The 24,346-nt window shown below is 66.9% G+C and carries 2 protein-coding genes (1 of these 2 running past the window's edge); both read right to left on the reverse strand.

Features of this window, described 5'->3' with window-relative positions; genetic code table 11:
• Positions 1–22,308 (reverse strand): non-ribosomal peptide synthase/polyketide synthase, encoded by a 22,308-nt coding sequence (locus ABDC78_RS26555; RefSeq protein ID WP_178356991.1) that lies wholly within the window; start codon positions 22,306–22,308, stop codon positions 1–3.
• A protein-coding gene (locus ABDC78_RS26560) for a non-ribosomal peptide synthetase (protein WP_256735836.1) crosses the window boundary here: on the reverse strand, positions 22,305–24,346 show its 3' portion. Its footprint extends 7,024 nt past the window's final position; 2,042 of the gene's 9,066 nt are visible here — the last part of the coding sequence; its start codon lies beyond the right edge, outside the window; its stop codon occupies positions 22,305–22,307. Before ABDC78_RS26560 ends, ABDC78_RS26555 begins: the two co-directional genes overlap by 4 nt.

Consider the following 24,346-nt stretch of genomic DNA (forward strand, 5'->3'; position numbering starts at 1 on the left):
TCAAGTCTCCAAAGAACGTTTGAGCTGTTCGCCGTACAGAAGTAGTGACGCGGGGTTGAGCATGTCGTGGTGCGTGCAGTCGACAGCGTGGGCGCTGATCTCGCCGGCCACGTGACGTCGCCACTTTCGCAATGTGGAACGGGCCACCATCTGGGTCTTCAACCGTGCGAGGCGTGAGATCGGTGTGCGGACGGCGCTATTGGTATCACTGGGTAGCGCGGCGGAGAAGATCACCATGTCGCCGTCGTACACTCCGGGCACGTGCCGCCGCAGATGTCCTTGGTTGGCGTTGACACTGCGAACCATCAACTGCAACAGCTCTTTGGGCGGCAGCGGGAACTCCACGGTTCCTTGCTCTTCGATGATCTGTTCTGCGCGCTCGTAGGTCAGGGGACCTGTCGGTGCGGGAACGGCGATCTGGTTGGTGCGCAGCACGTGTTCGAGAATCTGTCCTTCGTCCAGTGCCCTGCTTGCCGCGGCGGCGATCACGCTGACGCTGAATGCGGGGTCGAGCAGAACGAGGTGGTGGACTTCGCAGCCCCGGCGACGGAGCTCAACTGCGAGCTCGTGCGCGACGACTCCTCCGAAGGACCACCCGAGAACGTTGTAAGGCCCTGTGGGATAACGATCTTGAATACGGTCTGCATAACGCGCGGCCATGGCGCCGATCGATGCGGGCTCAGCTTCTCCGCTGTGCTGGACCTGGTTGATGCCGACAATCGGGCAGTCCAGATAGGTGCCGAGCGTGCGATAGGACCAGCTGAGTCCGAGTCCGTCATGGACACAGCACAGCGGAACACCCGGACCTCCTTGGAAGACCTCGACCGGGACCACTTCCACTGCGCTGTCCTCCGCGCCCAACTGCCGGCTCAGGCTCCGTACAGAGGGCGCATAGAAGACGGTGCGCACCGCAAGGTGCGCATCCAGGGCGGTGTTGATCGCCGCCACCGCGCGCATCGCGGACAACGAGTCACCGCCCAGGTCGAAGAACGAGTCGTCGATCCCGACGCGCTCCACGCCCAGTACCTGGGCGTAGATGCCTGCGATGATCTCCTCGGCCGGCGTCTGCGGCGCCTCGAAAGGTGTTGCAGCGAACACAGGCGCGGGCAACGCCTTTCGGTCGAGCTTGCCCGATGAGGTCAACGGGAACTCCTCGAGCGCCACGATGTGCGCAGGCACCATGTAGTCGGGCAACCGATCGCGCAACCGCTGACGCAGCGCGCTGATCGTGGTGTTGGTGTGGGGGGTGTTGGCGTGGCCGGCGCGTTGACGTGCCCCGCCGGCGGGTAGGTAGACGTCGGTCAGCGGCGCCGGATCCTCAGCGCTGACGAAGAGGGCGTCGAGGGTTCCTGGTCGGGCACCCCAGGTGACTGCGACGCGATAACCGAGGGATTCGCCGAGGCGATGTAATTGTTCGGGGGTCGCGCCGCCGGAACCATCGGCGGTTGCCGCGACGGCGGCGTCAAGCTCCAGCCCGGCAGAGATCACGCTTTCGAAGTGAACGTCGTCGACCAGTCCGGTGCGGGGAATCTCGGTGATGCGTACCCCGTTCTGATGCGGGGATGCCAACTCGCACTGCAGTCCTCGCAGGCCTGCGCACTGGTCCCACGTCCGGGTGGGCGCGGCGGCCAGCGAACGTGCCACCGTCGGAGCCTTGTGGATGACGACGTCGTAGCGGTACCGGGTGAGTTCATTGTCGGCCCAGCCGCGTTTGACGCGGATGTCGACCCCGGCGAGCAGCGGGTGGTCGGCGGCCCAGGTGGTGAAAAACTCCGGGGCCAGAACCAATTCGGCCTCGCTGACCAGTGCGCGGTGGACTCGTTCGCGGATCTCGGCGGAGTCGGTGGTGTGGGTGCGTGCTACCGCGGCGTGGAACGCGCGCTGCAGGGTGTGGTTGCGGACGTCGCCGATGAACAGCGTCCCGTCGGTGGCCAGTAGGTCGACGGCCCTGTCCAGGACTTCGGCCAGATATCGCCTGTGAGGGAAGTACTGGACGATCGAATTGAGCACGATGGTGTCGAAGTGGCCCTGCGGCAGACCGTCGGTGACGTGGGCGGGTCGGGTGAGCAACTGGACCCGATCGCGCCATGGGATCTGCAGCTGTTCCATCGAGCGGGCGAGACCGTCGATGGCCACCGCAGACATGTCGGTGGCCACATAGCGCTCACAGTGCGGGGCGATCTGCGACAGAAGCAGGCCCGAGCCGACGCCGATCTCCAGGAGCCGCCGGGGCAGCAGGGCGATGATCTGATCCACTGTGGCGGTGCGCCATTCGCCCATCTCGTCGAGCGGGATCGGGGCGTTCGTGTAGCTGCTGTTCCAGCCACGGAAATCCATGCCGAACCCAGGCGCCCCGGCGTCGGGGTCGGGGTCGTAGAGCTCGTCGTACATCTGTTGCCACTGTTCGACGACTTCGTCATCGTCGGTGGCGGTGGCGTGATCGAGGGTGACGTAGGCCACGAGGCTCGAGTCGATATCGCCGTCGTGCACGGCCGCGACTGCCTGGGTGACCTGCGGGCATGCCAGCAGGGCGTTCTCGACCTCGCCGAGCTCGATTCGATACCCGCGGATCTTGACCTGATCGTCGACCCGGCCGACATACTGCAGTCCTCCGTCGGCGCCCCAGCTCACCAGGTCGCCCGTGCGGTACATCCGCGCGCCCGACTGCGCGAACGGGCATGCGATGAATCGGGATGCGGTCAGATCCGACCGGCGCCAATATCCCACGCCCACACCACCGCCCGCGATGTACAACTCGCCGACCACACCGGCAGGCACCTGACGAAGTGACCCGTCCAGCACAAAAAAGGCGAGGTTCGCCAGCGGCACGCCGACGGGGCTGGCATTGCTGTCGGCGTCAGCGCCGACGATGTCGCCCAACGACGCGTGCACCGTGGTCTCGGTGGTCCCGTACAGATTGATCAGACGCGGGGATTCCCGATGGTGTTGCATCCAGGTTCGCAGGCGCCTTGGTTCCAGTGCCTCGCCGGCGAACAGCACGGCCTCGAGCTCCAGGCGCTGTCCAACCTCGGGCTGGAGCGCGTCGGCGGACTGCAGCGCATAGAACGCCGACGGGGTGCGGCTCAAGACGGTGACGTGTTCGGCCGCCAGCAGGGCATGGAAGTCCTCCGGTGATCGGGCGACCGATTCGGACACCACCACCAGCCTGCCGCCGCTGAGCAGTGCCCCCCACATCTCACACACGGACACGTCGAACGCCAGGGAATGGCACTGCGTCCACACCCCCGTCCGCAGTACGTCGTCGTCCAGCGACTCCAGCAGCTGGATGACGTTGTGGTGTGTGATGGCAACACCTTTGGGCCTGCCGGTGGTGCCCGAAGTGTAGATGAAGTATGCGATGTCGTCCGGTGCGGGCGCAGGCAGGTCCGTACCGGGCTGGTCCGGGATGCGCGGATCGCCGACATCGATGATCGGCAGATCGAATCCGCCCAGCCGGGAACGGAGGTCCGCGGTGGTGACCACGGCGATCGGCGCGGCATCGGCCATCATGAAATCCATCCGTGCGGCGGGCGCCGCAGGGTCGATCGGCAGATACGCCGCCCCGGTCTTGAGCACGGCCAGGATGGCGACGATGGCATCCGTGGACCTACTAAAGAACACCGCCACGCATCGCCCGGGTCCTGCGCCGGCTTCAGACAGCAGGTGTGCCAACCGATTCGCGGCTTCATCAACCCCTCGGTAGGTCACCGAGCGCCTTTCGAAGGTCACCGCTACCGTGTCCGGGGTAAGCGCCACTTGGGCGGCCCAGCGAACGGGGATCGACCCCGTGGGTGGTGCCGGTGCGTTCAACACTGCCCGGTTGCTCCACCGGTCGATTCGCGCCTTTTCCGCGGAGTCGAGCACATCCATCGAGGACAGTCGTTGAGTGGGGTCGGCCGTCACCGCCTCCAGTACCCGCTCGAACCGCTCGATCAGCGTATGAATGCTGTCCGCATCGAACACGTCGGTGCGGAACTCCACGACCCCGCAGATCCCGGCTCGCTCACCTGCCTCGTCGAAGCGGTCGGCGAGGTTGAACAGCAGGTCCATCCGGGCCGTATGGGTATCGGCCTGCATCTGCGTGACCTGCAGATCACCCAGAGCCAGTCCCGCGGCGGGGTCGGTGGTGCCCGCCCCGGCGAAGTTCTGCCAGGCCAACATCACCTGGATGAGAGGTTGATGGGTCAGTGACCGAGTGGGGTTGAGCCGATCCACCAGTACCTCAAAAGGCACATCCTGGTGTTCGTAGGCCGCGAGGCTCCGCTGTCTGACCTGTGCCAGCAGCTCGGCGATGGACGGATCGCCGGTGAGGTCGACCCGCAGCACGAGGGTGTTGACGAAGAAGCCCACCAGCTCGTCGAGTGCGGGGTCGTTGCGTCCGGCGATCGGGAATCCCACTGCCACATCGTTGCTCGCGCTGATCTTGGACAGCAGGATCGCCAGCGCGGCCTGGATCACCATGAAGCTGGTCGCGCTGTGTGTGCGGGCCACCTCGTGCAGCCGCTGCTGCAGCTCGGCCGGCCACTCGATCACCACCGTGTCGCCGCGGTAGTCGGCGACCGCCGGATAAGGTCGATCAGTGGGCAGCTGAAGGCGTTCGGGCATTTCGGACAGTGCGTCCTGCCAGTACAACAGCTGTCCAGCGATCGGGCTGTCGCTGTCCTCGAGGTCGCCGAACCGCTTGCGCTGGCACAGCGTGTAGTCGACATACTGGACCGGCAGTTCGGCCCAGCTCGGCGTCTGCCCGCCGGTCCGCCAGGCATAGGCGGCGCCGAGGTCCCGCACCAGCGGCGCGATCGACCAACCGTCGGCGGCGATGTGGTGCACCACGATTCCGACCGCGTGCTTCCCGGGCCCCATCGAACAGATCTGCGCTCGGATCGGGATCTCCGCTGAAAGATCGAAACGATAGCCCGCCAGCGACATCAGTTCAGTGGCGGCATCCTGCTCGGACATCGATCGCAGCACCGGGTCTGCACGCCGCCACATCCCCGGTCTGAAAGGCTCCACCTGCTGGTAGGGAACGCCGTCGGTGTCGGGGAAGATGGTGCGCAGCGATTCGTGTCGGGAGATCACGTCGTCGATTGCGCAGCCCAATGCCTCGACATCGAGGGGTCCGTCGATGCCGAACACGGTGGGCATGTTGTAGGTCACCATTCCGCCCACGAATCGATCGAGGAACCAGAGTCGGCTCTGAGCGAAGGACAGCGGAATGACCGCGGGCCGCTCGACCCGGGCCAGGGGTACGCGCCTACCTGTCTGCGTGGTGACCTGCGGTGCGAGCTTGGCGATCGTCGGAGCGTCGAACAGGGCACGTACCGAAAGGTCGGTGTCCAGGCCGGCGTTGATCGCGGCGATGAGTCGCATCGCGAGGATGCTGTCGCCGCCGAGGTCGAAGAACGAGTCGTGGACGCCGACGCGTTCGAGTCCGAGGACGTGGGCGTAGATGGTGGTGAGGAGTTCTTCCTTGGGGGTGGTGGGGGGACAGTAAGGGGTGGTGGTGTGTTCGGGTGTGGGTAGCGCGCGGGTGTCGAGTTTGCCGTTGACGGTCAGTGGCAGCGCGTCGAGGACGACGATTGCCGCAGGCACCATGTAGGGCGGTAGTTGTTCTGCGAGGTGGGCGCGCACGGCGGCGGGATCGGCTGCGCCGGTGACATACCCGATGAGGCGGGTGGTGCCGGGTCGGTCGTCGCGGGCGATGACGACGGCTTGGTCGACACCGTCGAGTGCGGCCAGGGCGGTCTGGATCTCGCCGAGTTCGATGCGGTAGCCGCGGATCTTGACCTGCTCATCGGCGCGTCCGAGGTATTGCAGTTGTCCGTCGGGGCGCCACCGGACGAGGTCGCCGGTGCGGTACATCCGGGCGCCGGGTTCCCCGAAGGGGCAGGCGAGGAACCGGGTGGCGGTCAGGGCGGTGCGGCCGAGGTAGCCGACGGTCACCCCGCGGCCGGCGACGTAGAGTTCGCCGACGACGCCTGCGGGCACGGGTCGTAGCCAGTGGTCGAGGACGAACGCCGCTGTGGTTGTGACGGGCGCTCCGATGGGGGCTGGTCCTGTCCCGGGGGCCAGGGGGGTGCTCATGGTGGCGTAGACGGTGATCTCGGTGGGGCCGTAGGCGTTGATCAGCACCCGCCCGGGCGCCCACCGATCCACGACGTCCGCGGGGCAGGCCTCCCCGCCGAGCAGCACCGCGATCGATTCCAATCCTTCGGGGGCCAGAGCGTCGACCGCGGAGGGTGTCTGGGTGAGCACGGTGACGTGTTCGGTCAGGAGCAGGGCGTGGAATTCCGGCGGGGAACCGGCGACGTCCTCGGGGACGATCACCAGCCGGCCGCCGCCGAGCAGGGCGGCCCAGATCTCCCAGACCGAGAAGTCGAAGGCGTAGGAGTGGCATTGGGTCCACACCTGCTCGGCCGGCAGTGTGGCGGGGGTGGAGGCGGCGAGGTGGACGAGGTTGTGATGGTTGACTGCAACAGCTTTCGGTGTTCCGGTGGTGCCCGACGTGTAGATCAGATAGGCGATGTCGTCGGGGTCGGGTGCCCCCATTCCGGTGGCAGGTTGGTCGTCGATCGCCGGGTCGCCGATATCGAGGACGGTCACGTTGGATTCGTCCAGTCGGCCCCGCAGTCCGACGGTGGTGAGGACCGCGACCGGTATGGCGTCGTCGAGGATGAACGCGATACGGGAATCGGGCAGTGCGGGGTCGATCGCCAGGTAGGCGGCTCCGGTCTTGAGCGTCGCGAGCATCGCCACGACGGCCTCGGTGCAGCGTTGCATCAGCAGCGCCACCGTCATCCCGGGTCTCGCGCCGTGGCCGGCCAGCCAGTGTGCCAACTGGTTCGCCGCCTCATCCAGTTCCCGATAGGTCGTCGATCGGCCATCAAAACGCAGAGCGACCGCGTTCGGACTGCGTCGCACACTCCCGGCGAACAACACCGGAACCGACACCGCGGCCGGGCTGGATGCGGTCAGCACCGCCCGGTTGCCGAACTCCTCGAGGAGGGAGTGCTCGCTGTCGTCGAGTACATCGATCGATGACAACCGCTGCCCCGCATCAGCAGTCATCGCCGTCAACACCCGCCCCAACCGCCCGAGAAGATTCTTGATGCCGCCCTCGTCGAACACGTCGGTGTCGAACTCGACACGCAGGCCGAGCTCAGTGCCGGGCATGGCCTGCAGTGTCAACGGGTAGTGATTGGACTCGCGGCCGGTGAACGCGGTGATCGCCAACTCGCCGGTGCCCGCCAGCGCCCCGGTGTCGAGCGGATAGTTCTCGAAGACGAACAGGGTGTCGAACAATTGGTCCCGGCCCACAGCGCGGTGGATCTCGGTGAGCGCCAGGTGCTGGTGATCGAAGGTCCGGTTGTGATCACCGTGCAGTTGTGCGAGCAGGTCGGCGGTGGTGGTGGCCGAAGTGATGTGTGCGCGTACCGGCACGGTGTTGATCAGAAGGCCCACAATGGATTCCGCCCCCGGAATCTCGGTCGGTCGTCCTGAGACGGCGGTGCCGAACACCACATCACCGCGACCGGTCTGCCACATCAGCGTCTGTGCCCAGGCGGCCTGCAGGACGGTGTTGAGGGTGGTGTGGTGTGATCGCGCCAGCTCGCTGAGGGCCAGCGAGATGTCCTCAGGCACTTGATCCGACATGGAGCCGCGCCTCCCGAGCGTCACACGGTTCGGCGAACCGACCAGGGTGGGCGTGTCGAATCCGGCGAGTACGTCGCCCCAGGCTGTGTGTGCGGCGTCGAGATCACGATCGGCCAACCACTCGACGAAGCGGCGATACGGCACCGCGGCAGGAAGTCGATGGCCGAAATAGCTTGCGAAGACTTCCTGCAGCAGGATCGGCAGCGACCAGCCGTCGAGCACGATGTGATGGTTGGTCAGGACAATGTGGTGCTGCTCGGGTGCGGTGCGTATCAGTGCCACCCGGAACGCCGGTGGGTTGGCGAGGTCGCAGACCGCGGCGCGTTCGGCCATGCACAGCTGAGCGATCTGCTCCTCGGAGTCCAGATGCGTGTACCGCCATGCTGCAGTGGGCTCGGCGGGGATGATCTGAACCGGGTGGTCGTACCGGTCGGTGAACGTCGCCGCCAGGTTGGGGTGGCGGCCGGCCACGGTGTGCACCGCACCGCGCAGGCGGTCCGGGTCCAGCGGGCCTGCGATGGTGATGTCGAGCTGCATCGCGTACAGATCGCCGAAATCCTGTGCAGCGTCTGCGTGGAAGAGCAGCCCCTGCTGGAGTGGCGTCAGCGGTAGCACATCGGCGACGCGGTGTTGCTGCTGCAGATCGTCGATCTGCCGTTGGCTCAGGAGGGCCGGGGCGATGTCGGAGGGGGTCAGCCCACCGCCGCCGTGGGCGACGTGGGCGCAGATGCCCGCCAGGGCCTCGAACCAGAGTTGGCTGAGCCGGCCGATCTGCGCGGCATCCACGATCGCCGGGGCCCACGTCCACGTGGCGGTCAGCTGCGGACCCGTGCCGGTGTCGACGGTGGCCGCGTTGAGTTCAACGGTGTGGCCCAATGGCATCGGTATCGCGGTGGCGGCTTCTGCCACCGGCAGGCCGTCCTGGCTGGGACGCCACAGTTCATCGGACAGGTCGGCGGCCGCGGACCCGAGTCGACCGAGATAGTTGAATCCGATCGTTGGCTCCGGCCCCGCGAGGTCGGCGTCGGTGGTGAGGTAGCGCAGCAGCCCGTAGGTCAGGGGGTCGGGAAGGGCGCGGAGTTGTTCTTTTGCGCCTTTGATGAGCGGGCCGAGGGCGGTGTCACCCGCTTTCACCTGTGCCCAACACAATCCACCACCGACATCCAGGGCTACGGGGTATTTGACGGTGAACCAGCCGACGGTCCGCGACAGATCGATGCCGGGGGACAGCTCCTCGTCGCGACCGTGGCCTTCGACGTCGACGCCGATGGCGGTGTCTCCATTGTCGAGGATTTCCTTGCACGCCAATGCAAGAGCGATCAGCAGGATGTCGTTGATCCCCGCGTGGAACGCCGCGGGCACGTCTCCGAGTAGCTGACGGGTCGTGTCGGTATCCAGGCGGGAGGTGAGGCTATCTGCGCTGGCATAGGTGTCCCGGTCGGGTTGGGGTGCCGGCAACGACAGCGGAGTCGACAGCACTCGCCGCCAGTCGTCCGCCCGGTCGAGGACCGCGGGCTCAGTCGCCCGGTCGGCCAGCAGCGATGCCCAGGTGACGAAGGAGGTCCCGACGGCCGGCAACGTCACCGGCTGGCCGTTGTGGTGTTGCGCCCAGGCGATGTTGAGGTCTTCGAGCAGGATCCGCCAGGACACGGCGTCGACGGCCAGGTGGTGCACGATCAGCGCCAGCTGACCGGTCGACGACGACCACAGAGCGCTCACCATCACTCCTGTGGCGGGGTGCAACCGCGACCGCGCCGAAACGACTGCGTCCTCGGACAATTCCTCGACGACGTGCACGCAGCCCTGCGCGTCGACCGCCCCGGGGCCGGGCACATGAAGCGACGAGCCATCGGCGCTCGCCCGGAGCATTCCGTGCCGATCCAGCAGGGTCTGCAGCACGACGATGACGTCAGCCGGGGTGGCTCCGGTGGGGGCCTGTACGACGACGGTCTGGTTGAACTGGCGGGTGGGGCCGTCGACGGTCTGGAGCCAGCGCATGATCGGGGTGGCGACCAGGTCGCCGATGCCGTCATCGACCGGTCCGGATACTGCGCCGCCCGCGCCGACCACCCGGGCCAGTCGGGCCACGGTCTGCTCGACGAAGACGTCACGAGGGCGACACGTCAGACCGGCGGCCCGCGCTTGGGCGACCACCTGCATCGACAGGATGCTGTCACCACCCAGATCGAAGAACGACTCGTCGACGCCGACCCGCTCGAGTCCGAGGACCTGGGCGTAGATCCCGGCCAGGATCTGCTCGACCGCGTCGGTCGGGGCGCGGTACCGATCGGTGGTCTCGTATTCGGGTGCGGGAAGGGCGCGCGTGTCGAGTTTGCCGCTGACCGTCAGTGGCAGAGCGTCGAGAACGACCACTGCGGCGGGGACCATGTAGGTGGGGAGCTGTTGCGCCAGCTGGTCACGCGTCGCGACGGGATCAATTGTGCTGTTGGCTGATTCGGTGAGGTAGCCGACGAGGCGGGTGGTACCGGGCCGGTCTTCGCGGGCGATCACCACCGCCTGGTCGACACCGTCGAGTGCGGCCAGGGCGGTCTGGATTTCGCCGAGTTCGATGCGATAGCCACGGATCTTGACCTGCTCATCCGCCCGTCCCAGGTAATGCAGTTGTCCATCGGGGCGCCAGAACACCAGATCGCCGGTCCTGTACATCCGCGCGCCGGGTTTCCCGAACGGGCAGGCGATGAACCGTGATGCGGTCAGGCCGGTGCGGCCGATGTACCCCATGCCGATGCCTCGCCCGGCGACGTAGAGTTCGCCGACCACGCCCGCGGGCACCGGCTTCAGCCATTCGTCGAGCACGAAGGCCGCCGCAGTCGGGACCGGTGCGCCGATCGGCGCCGCGCCGGACCGGGGGGTCAGCGGTGCGCTCATCGACGCGTAGACGGTGATCTCGGTGGGGCCGTAGGCGTTGATCAGCACCCGTCGCGGCGCCCACCGATCCACCACCTCCGCGGGGCAGGCCTCTCCGCCGAGCAGCACCGCCACCGAATCCAAATCCTCGGGGGATAGGGCATTGACCGCGGAGGGTGTCTGGGTGAGCACGTTGACGCGTTCGCTGACCAGCAGCGCGTGGAAGTCCTGAGGTGACCCGGCCACGTCCTCGGGGACGATCACCAGCCGTCCGCCGCCGAGAAGCGCGGCCCAGATCTCCCACACCGAGAAATCGAACGCATACGAATGGCATTGCGTCCACACCGGTTCCGCCGGAAGATCGGCCGGCGTGGATGCCACCAGATGGGTAAGGTTTTGCTGGGTGATGGCCACGCCCTTGGGCGTTCCGGTGGTTCCCGAGGTGTAGATCAGGTACGCGATGTCATCGGGGTGCGGTGCGGGTGGGGCAGTGGCTGGTTGGTCGTTGATGGCTGGATCGTCGACTTCGATGACCGGAAGGTGGTACTTGTCCAGCCGGCTCCGAAGCCCGGTGGTGGTGATGAGCACGATCGGCGCCGCGTCGGTGAGCATGAACCCGAGGCGGGCGTCGGGCAATCTCGAGTCGATCGCCAGGTAGGCCGCCCCGGTCCTGAGTACCGCCAGCATCGCGACGACGGCCTGCGCCGAGCGGTCCAGCAGCAGCGCGACACATTCGCCGGGACGTGCGCCCCGGCTGGACAGCAAGTGCGCCAACCGGTTCGCGGCCTCGTCGAGTTCCCGGTAGGTCAGCGAGCGGCCTGCGAAGCTCACTGCCACCGCTTCAGGTATGCGGTCCACGACCTCGGCGAACATCTCGGGAACCGACAGCTGCGCAGGCTCTGGTGCGGTCAGCACTGCCTTGTTGCCGATGTCGTCGAGGCGGGTCCGTTCACCGATATCGAGCACATCGATCGACGAGAGCCGCTGCCCCGGGTCGGCGGTCACGGCCGCGAGCACCCGCTCGAATCGCCCGACCAGTGTCTCGATGCTGTCCGCGTCGAACACATCGGTGCGGAACTCCACCGTCCCGCCGATCCCGGCGGGCTCCCCTGTGTCGCTGAAGCGTTCGGCCAGCGAGAACGACAGGTCAGTACGGGCGGTGTGGGTGTCGATCGGTATCTGGGTGACCTGCAGTTCACCGAGCGTCAACCCGGGGTCGTCGTTGCCGTGCCCGGGCAGGTTCTGCCAGGACAACAGCACCTGAACGAGGGGGTGATGGGTGAGCGAGCGGGTGGGGTTGAGCCGCTCGACCAGCAATTCGAAGGGCACGTCCTGGTGTTCGTAGCCGGCCAGGGTGCGCTGTCTGACCTGTGCCACCAGCTCGGTGAAGCTGGGGTCGCCGGTGAGATCCACCCGAAGGACCAGGGTGTTGACGAAGAACCCCACCAATTCCTCGAGGGCCGGATCGCTTCGCCCGGCGATCGGGAACCCCACCGCCACATCAGAACTGGCGCTCACACGCGACAACAGCACGGCCAGTGCGGCCTGAACGACCATGAAACTCGTCGCGTTGTGGTCGGCGGCGACCGCACGCACCCCCTGCTGCAGTGCTGCGGGCCACTGCACCGTCACGCTGGCGCCCCGGTGATCGGCGACCGGCGGATACGGCCGATCCGTGGGTAACTGCAGGCGTTCGGGAAGTCCGGCGAGTGCGTTCTGCCAGTAGGCGAGCTGCGTGGCGATGGGCCCGGAGCTGTCGGTCAGATCGCCGAATTGCGCACGCTGCCAGAGCGTGTAATCGATGTATTGGAGGGGCAATCGAGCCCAGTCCGGCGGCTGCCCGACGCGTCGGCCCGCATAGGCCTCGCCCAGGTCGCGCATCAGCGGAGTGATCGACCAGCCGTCGGCGGCGATATGGTGCACCACGCCCACCAGGATGTGCTCGTCGTCAGAGACACGGAGAAGCCCTGCCCGCAGTGGGATCTCGGCTGACAGGTCGAACGTGTGGCGCGCAGCTTCGTCGATGGCCTCACCGAGCCTGCTCGCCGACCATCCGGCGGCATCGATGACATCCCAACCCAAGTCGGCCCCTTCGGCGGAAACGACACACTGCTGGGGGATCCCGTCGGGCGCGGTGATCGAAGTGCGCAGGCTTTCATGGCGGCCAACCACATCGGCGAATGCCGCCGCCAGTGCGGCGGGATCGAGGCGCCCACGCAGTCGCAGCGCCACGGCCAGGTTGTAGACCGGCGAGGGCCCCTGCAACTGGTCGATGAACCACAACCGGCTCTGGGCGAACGACAGCGGAATCGTCGACGGCCGCTCGACAGCCACCAACGGCTCACGTCGGCTGCCACCCCCGCTGATCCGGGGCGCCAACTGGGCGACTGTGGGCGAATCGAACAACGTGCGCACCGATAGGTCGGCGTTCAGGCTGGTGTTGATCGCGGCGACCAGGCGCATCGCCGACAGCGAATCTCCGCCGAGGTCGAAGAAGGAGTCGTCGACGCCCACGTGCTCGAGGCCGAGTACCTGGGCGTAGACGGTGACGAGGATTTCCTCGACGGGGGTGGCGGGGGCGCGGTAGTGCCCGCCGTCGAGGTATTCGGGCGCAGGCAGGGCACGGACGTCGAGCTTGCCGTTGACCGTCAGTGGAAGAGCGTGGAGAGTCACGATCGCGGTGGGCACCATGTACGCGGGCAGTCGCTCGGCCAGCGCGGATCGTAGCTCGGCCGGGTCTGCTGTTCCGATGAAGTAGGCGACGAGACGGGTGATGCCGGGGTGGTCTTGCCGGGCGATGACGGCGGCTTGTTCGACGCCGTCCACTGCGACGAGTGCTGACCGGATTTCACTGAGCTCGATCCGATAACCGCGGATCTTGACCTGTTCATCGGCGCGACCCAGGTACTGCAACTGCCCATCGGCACCCCACCGCACCAGGTCTCCCGTGCGGTACATCCGGGTGCCGGGTTCACCGAACGGGCAGGCGACGAAACGTGATCCGGTCAGTCCGGTGCGGCGGAGGTAGCCCACGCTGACGCCGCGCCCGGCGATATACAGCTCGCCGACCACCTCAGGTGGCACCGGGCGCAGCCATCCGTCGAGGACGAACAACGCCGCCGTCGGGATCGGCGCGCCGATCGGCACCGACGCAGACCCGGGTGGCAGGGGTGCGCTCATCGACGCGTACAGGGTGATCTCGGTGGGACCGTAGGCGTTGATCACCACCCGCCCGGGTGCCCACCGATCGACGACGTCGGTGGGACAGGCTTCCCCGCCGAGCAGCACCGCCACCGATTCCAGACCTTCGGGGTTCAAGGCGGTGATGGCGGAGGGAGTTTGGGTGAGCACGTTGACGTGTTCCCTGACAAGCAGGGCGTGGAAATCTGCAGGGGAGCCGGTGACGTCCTCGGGCACGATCACCAAGCGGGCGCCGCAGAGCAGCGCGCCCCAGATCTCCCATACCGAGAAGTCGAACGCATACGAATGACACTGTGTCCACACCTGTTCCGGTGGAAGATCCGATGGTGTGGACATCACCAGGTGGGCCAGGTTGTGGTGGGTGACCGCGACGCCTTTGGGGGTGCCCGTGGTACCTGAGGTGTAGATCAGATAGGCGAAGTCATCTGAGCCGGGTGCCGGCAGGGCGGCATCGGGTTGAGTGTCGATGCGGGGATCGTCGATATCGATGAGCGCGCCGCTGTAGCCGTGGAGCCGCTCGGCCAACTGGATGCTGGTGACCGCAGCGACAGGACTGGCATCGGTGAGTAGGAATGTGATCCGGGTGTCGGGCAGCGCGGGGTCGATCGCCAGGTAGGCCGCTCCGGTTTTGAGCACCGCGAGCATGGCTACAACGGCTTTTGCTGAGCGTTGCAGCAGCAGCGCGACGCATTCGCCCGGCCGCGCACCGTGGCCGGCCAACTCGTGCGCCAACCGGTTCGCTGCCCTGTCGAGTTCCCGGTAGGACAGCGACAGGCCCGCGAAGCGCACCGCGACGGCGTCGGGGGTACAGACGACGTGCTCGGCGAACAACTCAGGTACCGATACGGGAGGCGGTGCCGGTGCGGTCAACGCCGCCAGGTTGCCGAACCGATCCAGGCGCCGGTGTTCACCGGGGTTGAGCACATCGAACGACACCAGCCGCTGCCCCGCATCGACGGCCATCGACATCAACACCCGCTGCAGCCGTTCGCCGAGTGCCTCGACGGTAGCGGTGTCGAACACGTCGGTGTCGAACTCGAGGCGCAGGCCTAATTCGTTGCCCGGCATGGCTTGCAGCGTCAGCGGATAGTGGTTGGATTCGCGAGCGGTGATACCGGTGATGGCCAGCTCACCGGTGCCGGAGAGTGCGGTGGTGTCGACCGGGTAGTTCTCGTAGACGAACAGGGTGTCGAACAGTTGGTCCTGGCCCACGATGCGGTGGATCTCGGTGAGCGCCAGATGCTGGTGTTCGAGCGTGTGGTTGTGGGCGCTGTGCAGCTGGTCGAGCAGGTCGGCGGTGGTGCTCGCGGGGGTGACACGCGCGCGCACCGGAACGGTGTTGATCAGCAGGCCCACAATGGTTTCCGCGCCGGCGATCTCCGCCGGGCGGCCTGATACGGCAGTGCCGAAGGCGACATCGTTTCGGCCGGTCTGCCACATCAACGTCTGCGCCCACGCGGCCTGCAGCACCGTGTTGAGGGTGGTGTGGTGCGCGCGTGCCAGCTCACGGAGCGCCTGGCTGCTCTCCTCGGACACCCGGGATCTGTGGATGCCGCGCGGACCCAGCCCGAGTCGACCGGGCGGACCGACCAGTGTGGGGGCGTCGAAGCCGGCCAGTACCTCGCGCCAGGCCAGGTGGGCGGCGTCACGGTCTCGATCGGCCAACCATTCGACGAAGCGGCGGTACGGCACCGCTGCGGGTAGTCGCTGGCCGAAATAGCTTGCGAACACTTCCTGGAGCAGGATCGGCAGCGACCAGCCGTCGAGCACGATGTGATGGTTGGTCAGGATGATCCGGTGCTGTTCGGGTGCGGTGCGGATCAACGCGCCGCGGAATGCCGGCGGCGTGGCAAGGTCGCAGACAGCGACGCGTTCGGCTGCGCACAGTTGGCGGATCTTCTCTTCGGAGTCCAACGTCAGGTATTGCCAAGGGATGTCGGGGTCGGCGGGGATGACCTGCAGGGGTTCGTCGGATTGGTCGCTGAACTGTGCGGCGAGGTTGGGGTGGCGGTTGACGACCGTGAGCACTGCGTTGCGCAGGCGGTCGGGATCCAGTGGCCCGGTGATGGTGATGCCGAGTTGCATCGCATAGAGATCGCCGAGATCCGTTGCGGTGTGGGCGTGGTAGAGCAGTCCGTGTTGGAGCGGGGTCAGCGGTAGGACGTCGGCGACGTGGTATTGCTGCTCGAGGTGGTTGATCTGCTGTTGGGTGAGTTGTGCCGGGGCGATGTCGGAGGGGGTCAGCCCGCCGCCGCCGTGGGCGACCAGCGCGCAGATGCCGGCCAGGGCCTCGAACCACAATTGGCTCAGCCGGCCGACTTCGTCGTGGCCGAGGGCCGAAGGCGCCCAGAGCCACGTGGCGTTGACGGTGGGGCCGGTGCCGGTGTCGACGGTCGCGGCGTTGAGTTCTACGGTGTGGCCCAGCGGCATCGGCACCGCCGTCGCGGCTTCGGTGAGTGACAGACCATCGTGACTGGGACGCCACAACCCATCGGACAGGTCCGCGGCCCCGAGTCGGCCGAGGTAATTGAATCCGACGGACGGGTCCGATCCGGCGAGGTCGACGTCAGGGTTGAGGTAGCGCAGAAGTCCGTAGGTCAGGCCGTCGGGCAGGGAGCGCAGTTGCTCCTTGGCGCCCTTGATGACATCGGCCAGGGCCGCATCACCGACTGTGATCTGACCCCAGGACAATCCGCCGACATTCAGTGCGACCGGGTACTTGGTGGTGAACCAGCCCACGGTGCGCGACAGGTCGATCCCGGGGGAGAGGTCTTCGTTCCGGCCGTGGCCTTCGACGTCGATGGCGATCGGGGTGTCATTGTTGCCGGCGAATACGTGGCACGCCAACGCGTAGGCGATGAGCAGGATGTCGTTGATCCCGGCGTGGAATGCAGCGGGTACCTCGCCGAGCAGTTGACGGGTCGTGTCGGTGTCAAGCGAGGCGGTGAGATGTCCTGCGCTGGCGTAGGTGTCCGAATCGGTTCGGGGTGTGGGCAGCGATGGCGGGGTGGCGAGCACGCGTCGCCAGGCCTCCGCGTCGTCGACGACGGCGGGGTTGTGTGCCTGCTCGGCCAGCAGTGTTGCCCAGGTGGTGAAGGATGTCCCGGTGATCGGCAATGTCACCGGTTGTCCGTTGTGGTGTTGTGCCCAGGCGATGTTGAGGTCTTCGAGCAGTATCCGCCAGGACACCGCATCGACGGCCAGGTGATGCACGATCAACGCCAACTGGCCGGTGGAGGATCCCCACAGCGCCCTGAGCATCACTCCCGCGGCGGGATTCAACCGCGATCGCGCTGAAAGCAGCACGTCGTCGGATAGCACGCGCACCGATTCGACGCAGCCTTCCGCCTGAACCGCACCGGCTTCGGGGACCTGTAGGGACCAGCCGTCGCCGCCGTCGACGGCGCGTAGCCGAAGTATGGCGTGCCGGTCCAGCAGAGCCTGCAGAACCACCACCACATCGGACCGGGTGACTCCGGCCGGGGCTTGCACCACCATCGTCTGGTTGAACTGGTCGACGGGCCCGTCGACGGTGCTCAGCCATCGCATGATCGGGGTGGCGGGCAACGGTCCGACGCCTTCGTCGATCGGCACCGCCGTTCCGTCGGTGACTCCGGCGACCCGGGCCAGTCGCGCCACGGTCTGTTCGACGAAGATATCGCGGGGCCGACACGTCAGACCGGCGGCCCGCGCCCGCGCGACGACCTGCATCGACAGGATGCTGTCACCACCGAGGTCGAAGAACGAGTCGTCGACGCCGACCTGCTCGAGTCCGAGTACCTGGGCGTAGATGGTGGCGAGGATTTCTTCTATGGGGGTGCTCGGGGCTCGGTATTGGTCGGTGCCGGTGGGTTCGGGTATGGGCAGGGCGCGGGTGTCGAGTTTGCCGTTGACGGTGAGGGGCAGGGCGTCGAGGGCGACGACTGCGACGGGGACCATGTAGGCGGGGAGTTGTCCGGACAGCGCGGTACGCGCGACGGCAGGGTCCGCGGTTCCGGTGATGTATGCGATGAGTTGTGTTGTGCCGGAGTGGGTGTCGCGGGTGATGACAACAGCCTGTTCGACTCCGTCGAGTGCGGCCAGGGCGGTGTGGATTTCGCCGAGTTCGATACGGTAGCCCCGGATCTTGACCTGCTCATCCGCCCGTCCGAGGTATTGCAGTTGTCCGTCTCTGCGCCAGCGGACGAGGTCTCCGGTGCGGTACATCCGGGCGCCGGGTCGGCCGAACGGGCAGGCGATGAATCGTGATGCGGTCGGGCCGGTGCGGCCGTGGTATCCGACGGCTACGCCGCGGCCGGCGACATAGAGTTCGCCGACGACTCCTTCGGGCACGGGGCGTAGCGAATGGTCGAGGACGAATAGCGCCGAGGTCGCAACGGGCGCACCGATCGGTGCGGGGCCCGACCCTGCCGTCAGCGGAGTGCTCATCGAGGCATAGACGGTGATCTCGGTGGGCCCGTAGGCGTTGATGACCACCCGCCCTGGCGCCCAGTGGTCCACGATGTCGGCGGGGCAGGCTTCCCCCCCGAGCAGCAGCGCCACCGAGTCCAGCCCTTCAGGGCTGAGCGCGGTCACCGCGGAGGGGGTTTGGGTCAGCACCGTGACGTGTTCGCGCACGAGTAGGGCACGGAAGTCGGGTGGTGAGGCTGCGACTTCGGGGGGGACGACGACCAGGCGTCCACCGCCGAGAAGCGCGGCCCAGATCTCCCATACCGAGAAATCGAATGCGTACGAATGGCATTGGGTCCACACCTGTTCGGCCGGAAGATCCGCGGGTGTGGAGTCGGTGAGATGTGCCAGGTTGTGGTGAGTGACGGCGACACCTTTGGGGGTGCCGGTGGTGCCCGAGGTGTAGATCAGGTAAGCGATGTCGTCAGAGTGGGGTGTGGGCAGGCTGGTGGTGGGTTGGTCGTTGATGGCCGGGTCGTCGACATCGATGACTGCGATGTCGTGGCCGGCCAGGCGGGTGCGCAGCGCCGCGGTGGTGATCAGTGTGGTCGGTGTAGCGTCGGTCAGCAGGAACGCGAGGCGGGCGTCGGGCAGCGCGGGATCGATCGCCAGGTACGCCGCACCGGTCTTGAGCGCCGCCAGCATGGCGACGACGGCCTGCGCCGAGCGGTCCAGCAGCAGCGCCACGCACTGGCCGGGACCTGCGCCGTGGCTTGCCAGCTCGTGTGACAACCGGTTCGCGGCCTCGTCGAGTTCCCGGTAGGACAGCGAGCGGCCCGCGAAGCTCACCGCCACCGCGTGCGGGGCGCGGCCCACCTGCTCGGCGAACATCTCAGGAACCGACAGCTGCGCAGGTTCCGGTGCGGTCAGTGCCGCCCGGTTACCGAACTCCTCCAGGCGGGCATGTTCGCTGTCGTCGAGCACGTCGATCGACGAGAGTCGCTGCCGCGCATCAGTAGTCATCGCCACCAACACCCGCTGCAACCGCTCGGTGAGAGTTTCGACGGTGGCGGAGTCGAACACATCGGTGCGGAACTCCACCGTCCCGTCGATCCCGGCGGGCTCTCCGGTGTCGCTGAAACGTTCGGCCAGCGAGAACGACAGGTCCGTGCGGGCGGTACGGGTGTCGATCGGCATCTGGGTGACTTGCAGCTCACCCAGCGCCAGTCCGGCGGCGGTGTCGCTGAGGGCGTGCGCGGGCAGGTTCTGCCAGGCCAGCAACACCTGGACGAGTGGGTGGTGAGTCAGGCTCCGGGCCGGATTGAGCTGGTCGACCAGCACCTCGAAAGGCACATCTTGATTCTCGAACGCGCCGAGGGTGCGCCGGCGGACCTGGGCCAGCAGTTCGCCTACGGTGGGGTCGCCGGCCAGGTCGACCCGCAGCACCAAGGTGTTGACAAAAAAGCCCACCAGCTCGTCTAGTGCCGGATCGCCGCGGCCGGCGATCGGGAACCCGACTGCCACATCGGAACTGGAGCTCATCCGCGACAGCAGCACCGCCAACGCGGCCTGCACCACCATGAAACCGGTCGCGTTGTGCTCGGCGGCCACTTCTCGGACACGCTGCTGCAACGCCGCGGGCCATTGCACCGCCACGGTGGAGCCGTGCTGATCGGCGGCCGGCGGATAGGGCCGATCCGTCGGCAGCTGCAGGCGTTCAGGCATCCCGGCGAGCGCATCCTGCCAGTAGCCGAGCTGCGCGGCGATCACACTCTCACTCTCGCCGAGGTCACCGAGGCGTTTTCGTTGCCAGAGCGTGTAATCGATGTACTGAACCGGCAATCGAGCCCAGCCCGGGGATCGCCCGGCGCACCGGCAGGCATACGCCTCGCCAAGGTCTCGCACCAGCGGAGTGACCGACCAGCCGTCGGCGGCGATGTGATGAACCGAGGCCACCAGTACATGGTCGTCAACGGCGGAACGGAGCAGTACGGCTCGCAGGGGGATCTCGGTCGACAGATCGAAGGTGTGACGTGCCGCGGCTCCGATCGCCTCACCAAGCCGGTTCGCAGGCCATCCCGTGGCATCCACCACCTGCCAGCCGAACTCGGCCCGTTCGGCAGGGACCACCGTCTGAAACGGCACACCGTCGATGTCGGAGAAGGTGGTGCGCAGTGATTCGTGGCGGCCCACCACATCGGCCAGTGCCGTCTGCAGGACGTCGGCGTCGAGCCTGCCGCGCAGTCGCAGGGCCACCGCGAGGTTGTACACCGGTGAGGGACCCTGCAACTGGTCGAGGAACCACAACCGGCTCTGGGCGAACGACAACGGAATCACCACCGGCCGCTCGACGGGGACCAACGGCTCACGCCGCCCGGAGTGCTCGCCGAGGTGTGGCGCCAGCTGAGCGATTGTGGGCGCATCGAACAGGGCATGGACCGAAAGGTCGGCATCGAGAACGGTATTGATCGCGGCGACCAGGCGCATCGCGAGAATGCTGTCCCCACCGAGGTCGAAGAAGGAGTCGTCGACCCCGACCCGCTGCATGTCGAGTATCTGCGCGTAGATGTCGACCAGGATCTCCTCGATCGCGGTGGCCGGAGCGCGGTACTGCTCGCCGTTGTGGTACTCGGGCGCAGGCAGGGCACGCACGTCGAGTTTGCCGTTGACCGTCAACGGCAACGCGTCCAGGACCACTATCGCGACAGGCACCATGTACGGCGGTAATCGGTGAGCCAGAGTGGCCCGAGCGTCGACGGGATCAAATGTCCCCGTAGCGGATTCGGTGACGTAGCCGACGAGCCGTTTGGTGCCGGGTTGGTCTTCGCGGGCGATGACGACCGCGCGGTCGACGCCGTCCAATGCGGCCAGCGCCGTGTGGATCTCACCGAGTTCGATTCGGTAGCCGCGGATCTTGACCTGTTCGTCGGCACGCCCGAGGTACAGCAGCTGCCCATCAGTGCCCCACCTCACCAGGTCCCCGGTGCGATACATCCGCATCCCAGGATGGCCGAACGGGCAGGCCACGAACCGCGATGCGGTCAACCCACTGCGGCGCACATATCCGACCCCCACACCCCGCCCGGCCACGTACAACTCGCCCACCACGCCCGCAGCCACCGGACGTAACCACCCGTCCAGGATGAACAACGCCGTCCCGGGTACCGGTGAGCCGACCGGCACGGCGTCCCCCGACCTCAGAGGGGAGCTGATCGTGGCGTACACCGTGGTCTCCGTGGGGCCGTAGCCGTTGATCATCACCCGCCCGGGCGCCCACCGATCCACCACCTCGGGCGCGCAGGCCTCTCCGGCCACCATCAGTGCGGTCGATCCGAGGCCTTCAGGCGAGAGCGCCGTTATCGCCGAGGGGGTTTGACTCAGGACGGTGACGCGTTCGCTGACCAGCAGGGCGTGGAAGTCTTCGGGTGAGCGGGCAACCGACTCGGGCACCACCACCAGCCGTGCGCCGTGCAGCAGCGCCCCCCAGATCTCCCACACCGAGTAGTCGAAGGCATAGGAGTGGCACTGTGTCCACACCTGCTCCGGTGTCAGTTCGATTCCGACATCGAGTGAGTCGAAGAGCCGCGTGACGTTGTGGTGCGTGACAGCAACACCTTTGGGGACTCCGGTGGTTCCCGAGGTGTAGATGATGTGGGCGATGTCGTCCGGCGCGGGCGTGGGCAGCGGGGTTGCGGGGTGGGAGTCGATGCGGGGATCGTCGACATCGATGACCGCCGGTTCGCACCCGGCAAGGAGATCGGCCAGTCCGGGTGTGGTGATCACGGCGACGGGCGTGGAGTCCTCGGTCATGAACTTGATCCGCGCGGGGGGATGCGCCGGATCGATCGGCAGATAGGCCGCGCCGGTTTTGAGCACCGCGAGGATCGCGGTGACGGCCCGGGCTGAGCGGTCCATCAGTACTGCGACACACTGGCCCGGGCCCGACCCGTGCCCGGCGAGCAGGTGCGCCAGGCGGTTGGCGGCTTCGTCGAGTTCACGGTAGGTCCAGGAACGCTCGCCACAGCTCAGCGCCACCGCCGTCGGGGTACGCAACACCTGGGTGGTGAACGTTGCCGGGATCGTGACAGCGGTGGTGGGCTGGCTCAACACCGCCCGGTTGCCCCACTCGTCCAGGTCGGCGTGCTCATCCTCATCCAGCAGATCGAACGACGACAACGTCCGTGTGGAGTCCGCTGTCATGACTGCTGCCCCGCATCGGTCGTCATCGCCGCCAACACCCGTTCGACCCGCTTGGTCAGGGCGCCAATGCGTTTCGTGTCGAACACATCTGTGTCGAACTCGACACGCAGCCCCAATTGGCGGCCTGGCTGGGCGACCATGGCGAGCGGGTAGTGGTTGCGCTCGCGACCGGTGATGTCTGTGATGGCCAACCCGTTGGAGAACAGCGCAGGGTCGATCGGGTAGTTCTCGAAAACGAAGACGGTGTCGAACAGGTTCTTGTGGCCGGTGGCACGGTGGATCTCGGTGAGCGCCAGGTGCTGGTGTTCGAGGGTGTGGTTGTGGGCGCTCTGGAGTTGGTCGAGCAGTCCGGCGACCGTGGTGGCCGGGCCGACCTGTGCGCGCACCGGTACCGTGTTGATCAGCAGGCCCACAAGTGATTCCGCGCCCGCCATCTCAGTAGGGCGACCTGAGACTGCGGTACCGAAGACGACATCGTGGCGGCCGGTCAGCCACATCAGGACCTGCGCCCATGCTGCCTGCAGCACGGTGTTGAGGGTGGAGTGGCATGACCTTGCCACCTCACTCAAAGCATGTGTCGTCTCGGCGGACACCGTGATCGACGCCGTGCCCCGCGCGCCCGACGCCAGCCGGCCAGGTGGCGCGACCAGTGTGGGAGTGTCGAAGTCGGCCAGCACCTCGCGCCAGGCCGCGCGGGCAGCGTCGGCGTCGCGGTCGGCCAGCCAGGTGACGAACCGGCGATAGGACGCCGTCGCGGGCAGTCGCTGCTCGTAGTAGCCGGCGAAGATGTCCCGCGCGAGGATCGGAAGCGACCAGCCGTCGAGCACGATGTGGTGATTGGTCAGCACCACCCGATACCGCTCGTGAGCGGTCCGGATCAACGCCACCCGAAACGCCGCCGGTTCAGCGAGGTCGCAGACTGCGGCTCGCTCCTCAGCGCACACCCGTTGGATCTGCTCGTTGACCTCGATGTCACCGGAGTCCAGCTCGGCACAGCGCCAGGGCGCGACGGGATCAGCGGTGATGGTCTGTGCCGACTCGTGGGAGGTATCGAGGGTGCTGTGTTCGGCCGTATCGAACCGCTGGACCTGGTCGTCGAGATCCGCGACCTTTCCGCCGAGGTCGAGGTACCGCCAGGGCACAGTGGGATGGGCCGGAATGATCTGTACGGGAGGGTCATAGCGGTCGATGAAGCGCGCCGCCAGATTGGGGTGCCGTTTGATCGAGGCATGCACCGCATCACGCAGGCGGTGCGGGTCGAGTGGGCCGGTGATCGCGAGGTCGAGTTGCATGGCGTAGATGTCGTCGTGATGCCCGCGGGCTGACTTGGTGTGGAACAGGAGTCCCTGTTGCATCGGCGTCAGCGGCAGGACGTCGGCGAGGTGATACTGCCGGTGCAGTTCGTCGATTTGTTGTTGGGTGAGCCTGGCGGGCGCGATGTCCGATGGGGTGAGCCCGCCACCGCCCTGCTTGACATGGGCGCAGATGCCGGTGAGTGCGTCGAACCACAATCGGCTCAGTCGGCTGATCTGATCCTCATTCAGGATCGACGTTGCCCAGGTCCAGGTGGCGCTGAGTTGTGGGCCGCTGTTGGTGTCGAGGGTGACGGCGTTCAGTTCGAGGGCGTGGCCCAGCGGCATCGGGATAGCGGTGGCGGGTCCTGTGATCGACAGGCCGTCTTCGCCTGCACGCCAGAGGTTGTCGGTCCTCGTGATGGCGGGAGACCCCATCCGGCCGAGGTAGTTGAATCCGATTGACGGATCCGGCCCGATCAGCCGGGCGTCGGTGTCGACGTAGCGCAGCAGTCCGTAGCTCACGTCGTCGGGGAGGGCGCGAAGCTGTTCTTTGGCGTTCTTGATGATGGGGCCGAGTGCATCGTGACCAGCCATGACGTGGGTCCAGTGCAGTGTCCCGACCGTCAGCGCGACAGGGTATTTGGTGGTGAACCAGCCGACGGTGCGGGACAGGTCGACGTCGGAGAAGAGGTCTTCATCGCGGCCGTGGGCTTCGACGTCGATGCCGATCGGCCGCCCCTTCG

This window comes from Mycobacterium sp. DL, from assembly GCF_039729195.1.
Classification (GTDB): domain Bacteria; phylum Actinomycetota; class Actinomycetes; order Mycobacteriales; family Mycobacteriaceae; genus Mycobacterium; species Mycobacterium hippocampi_A.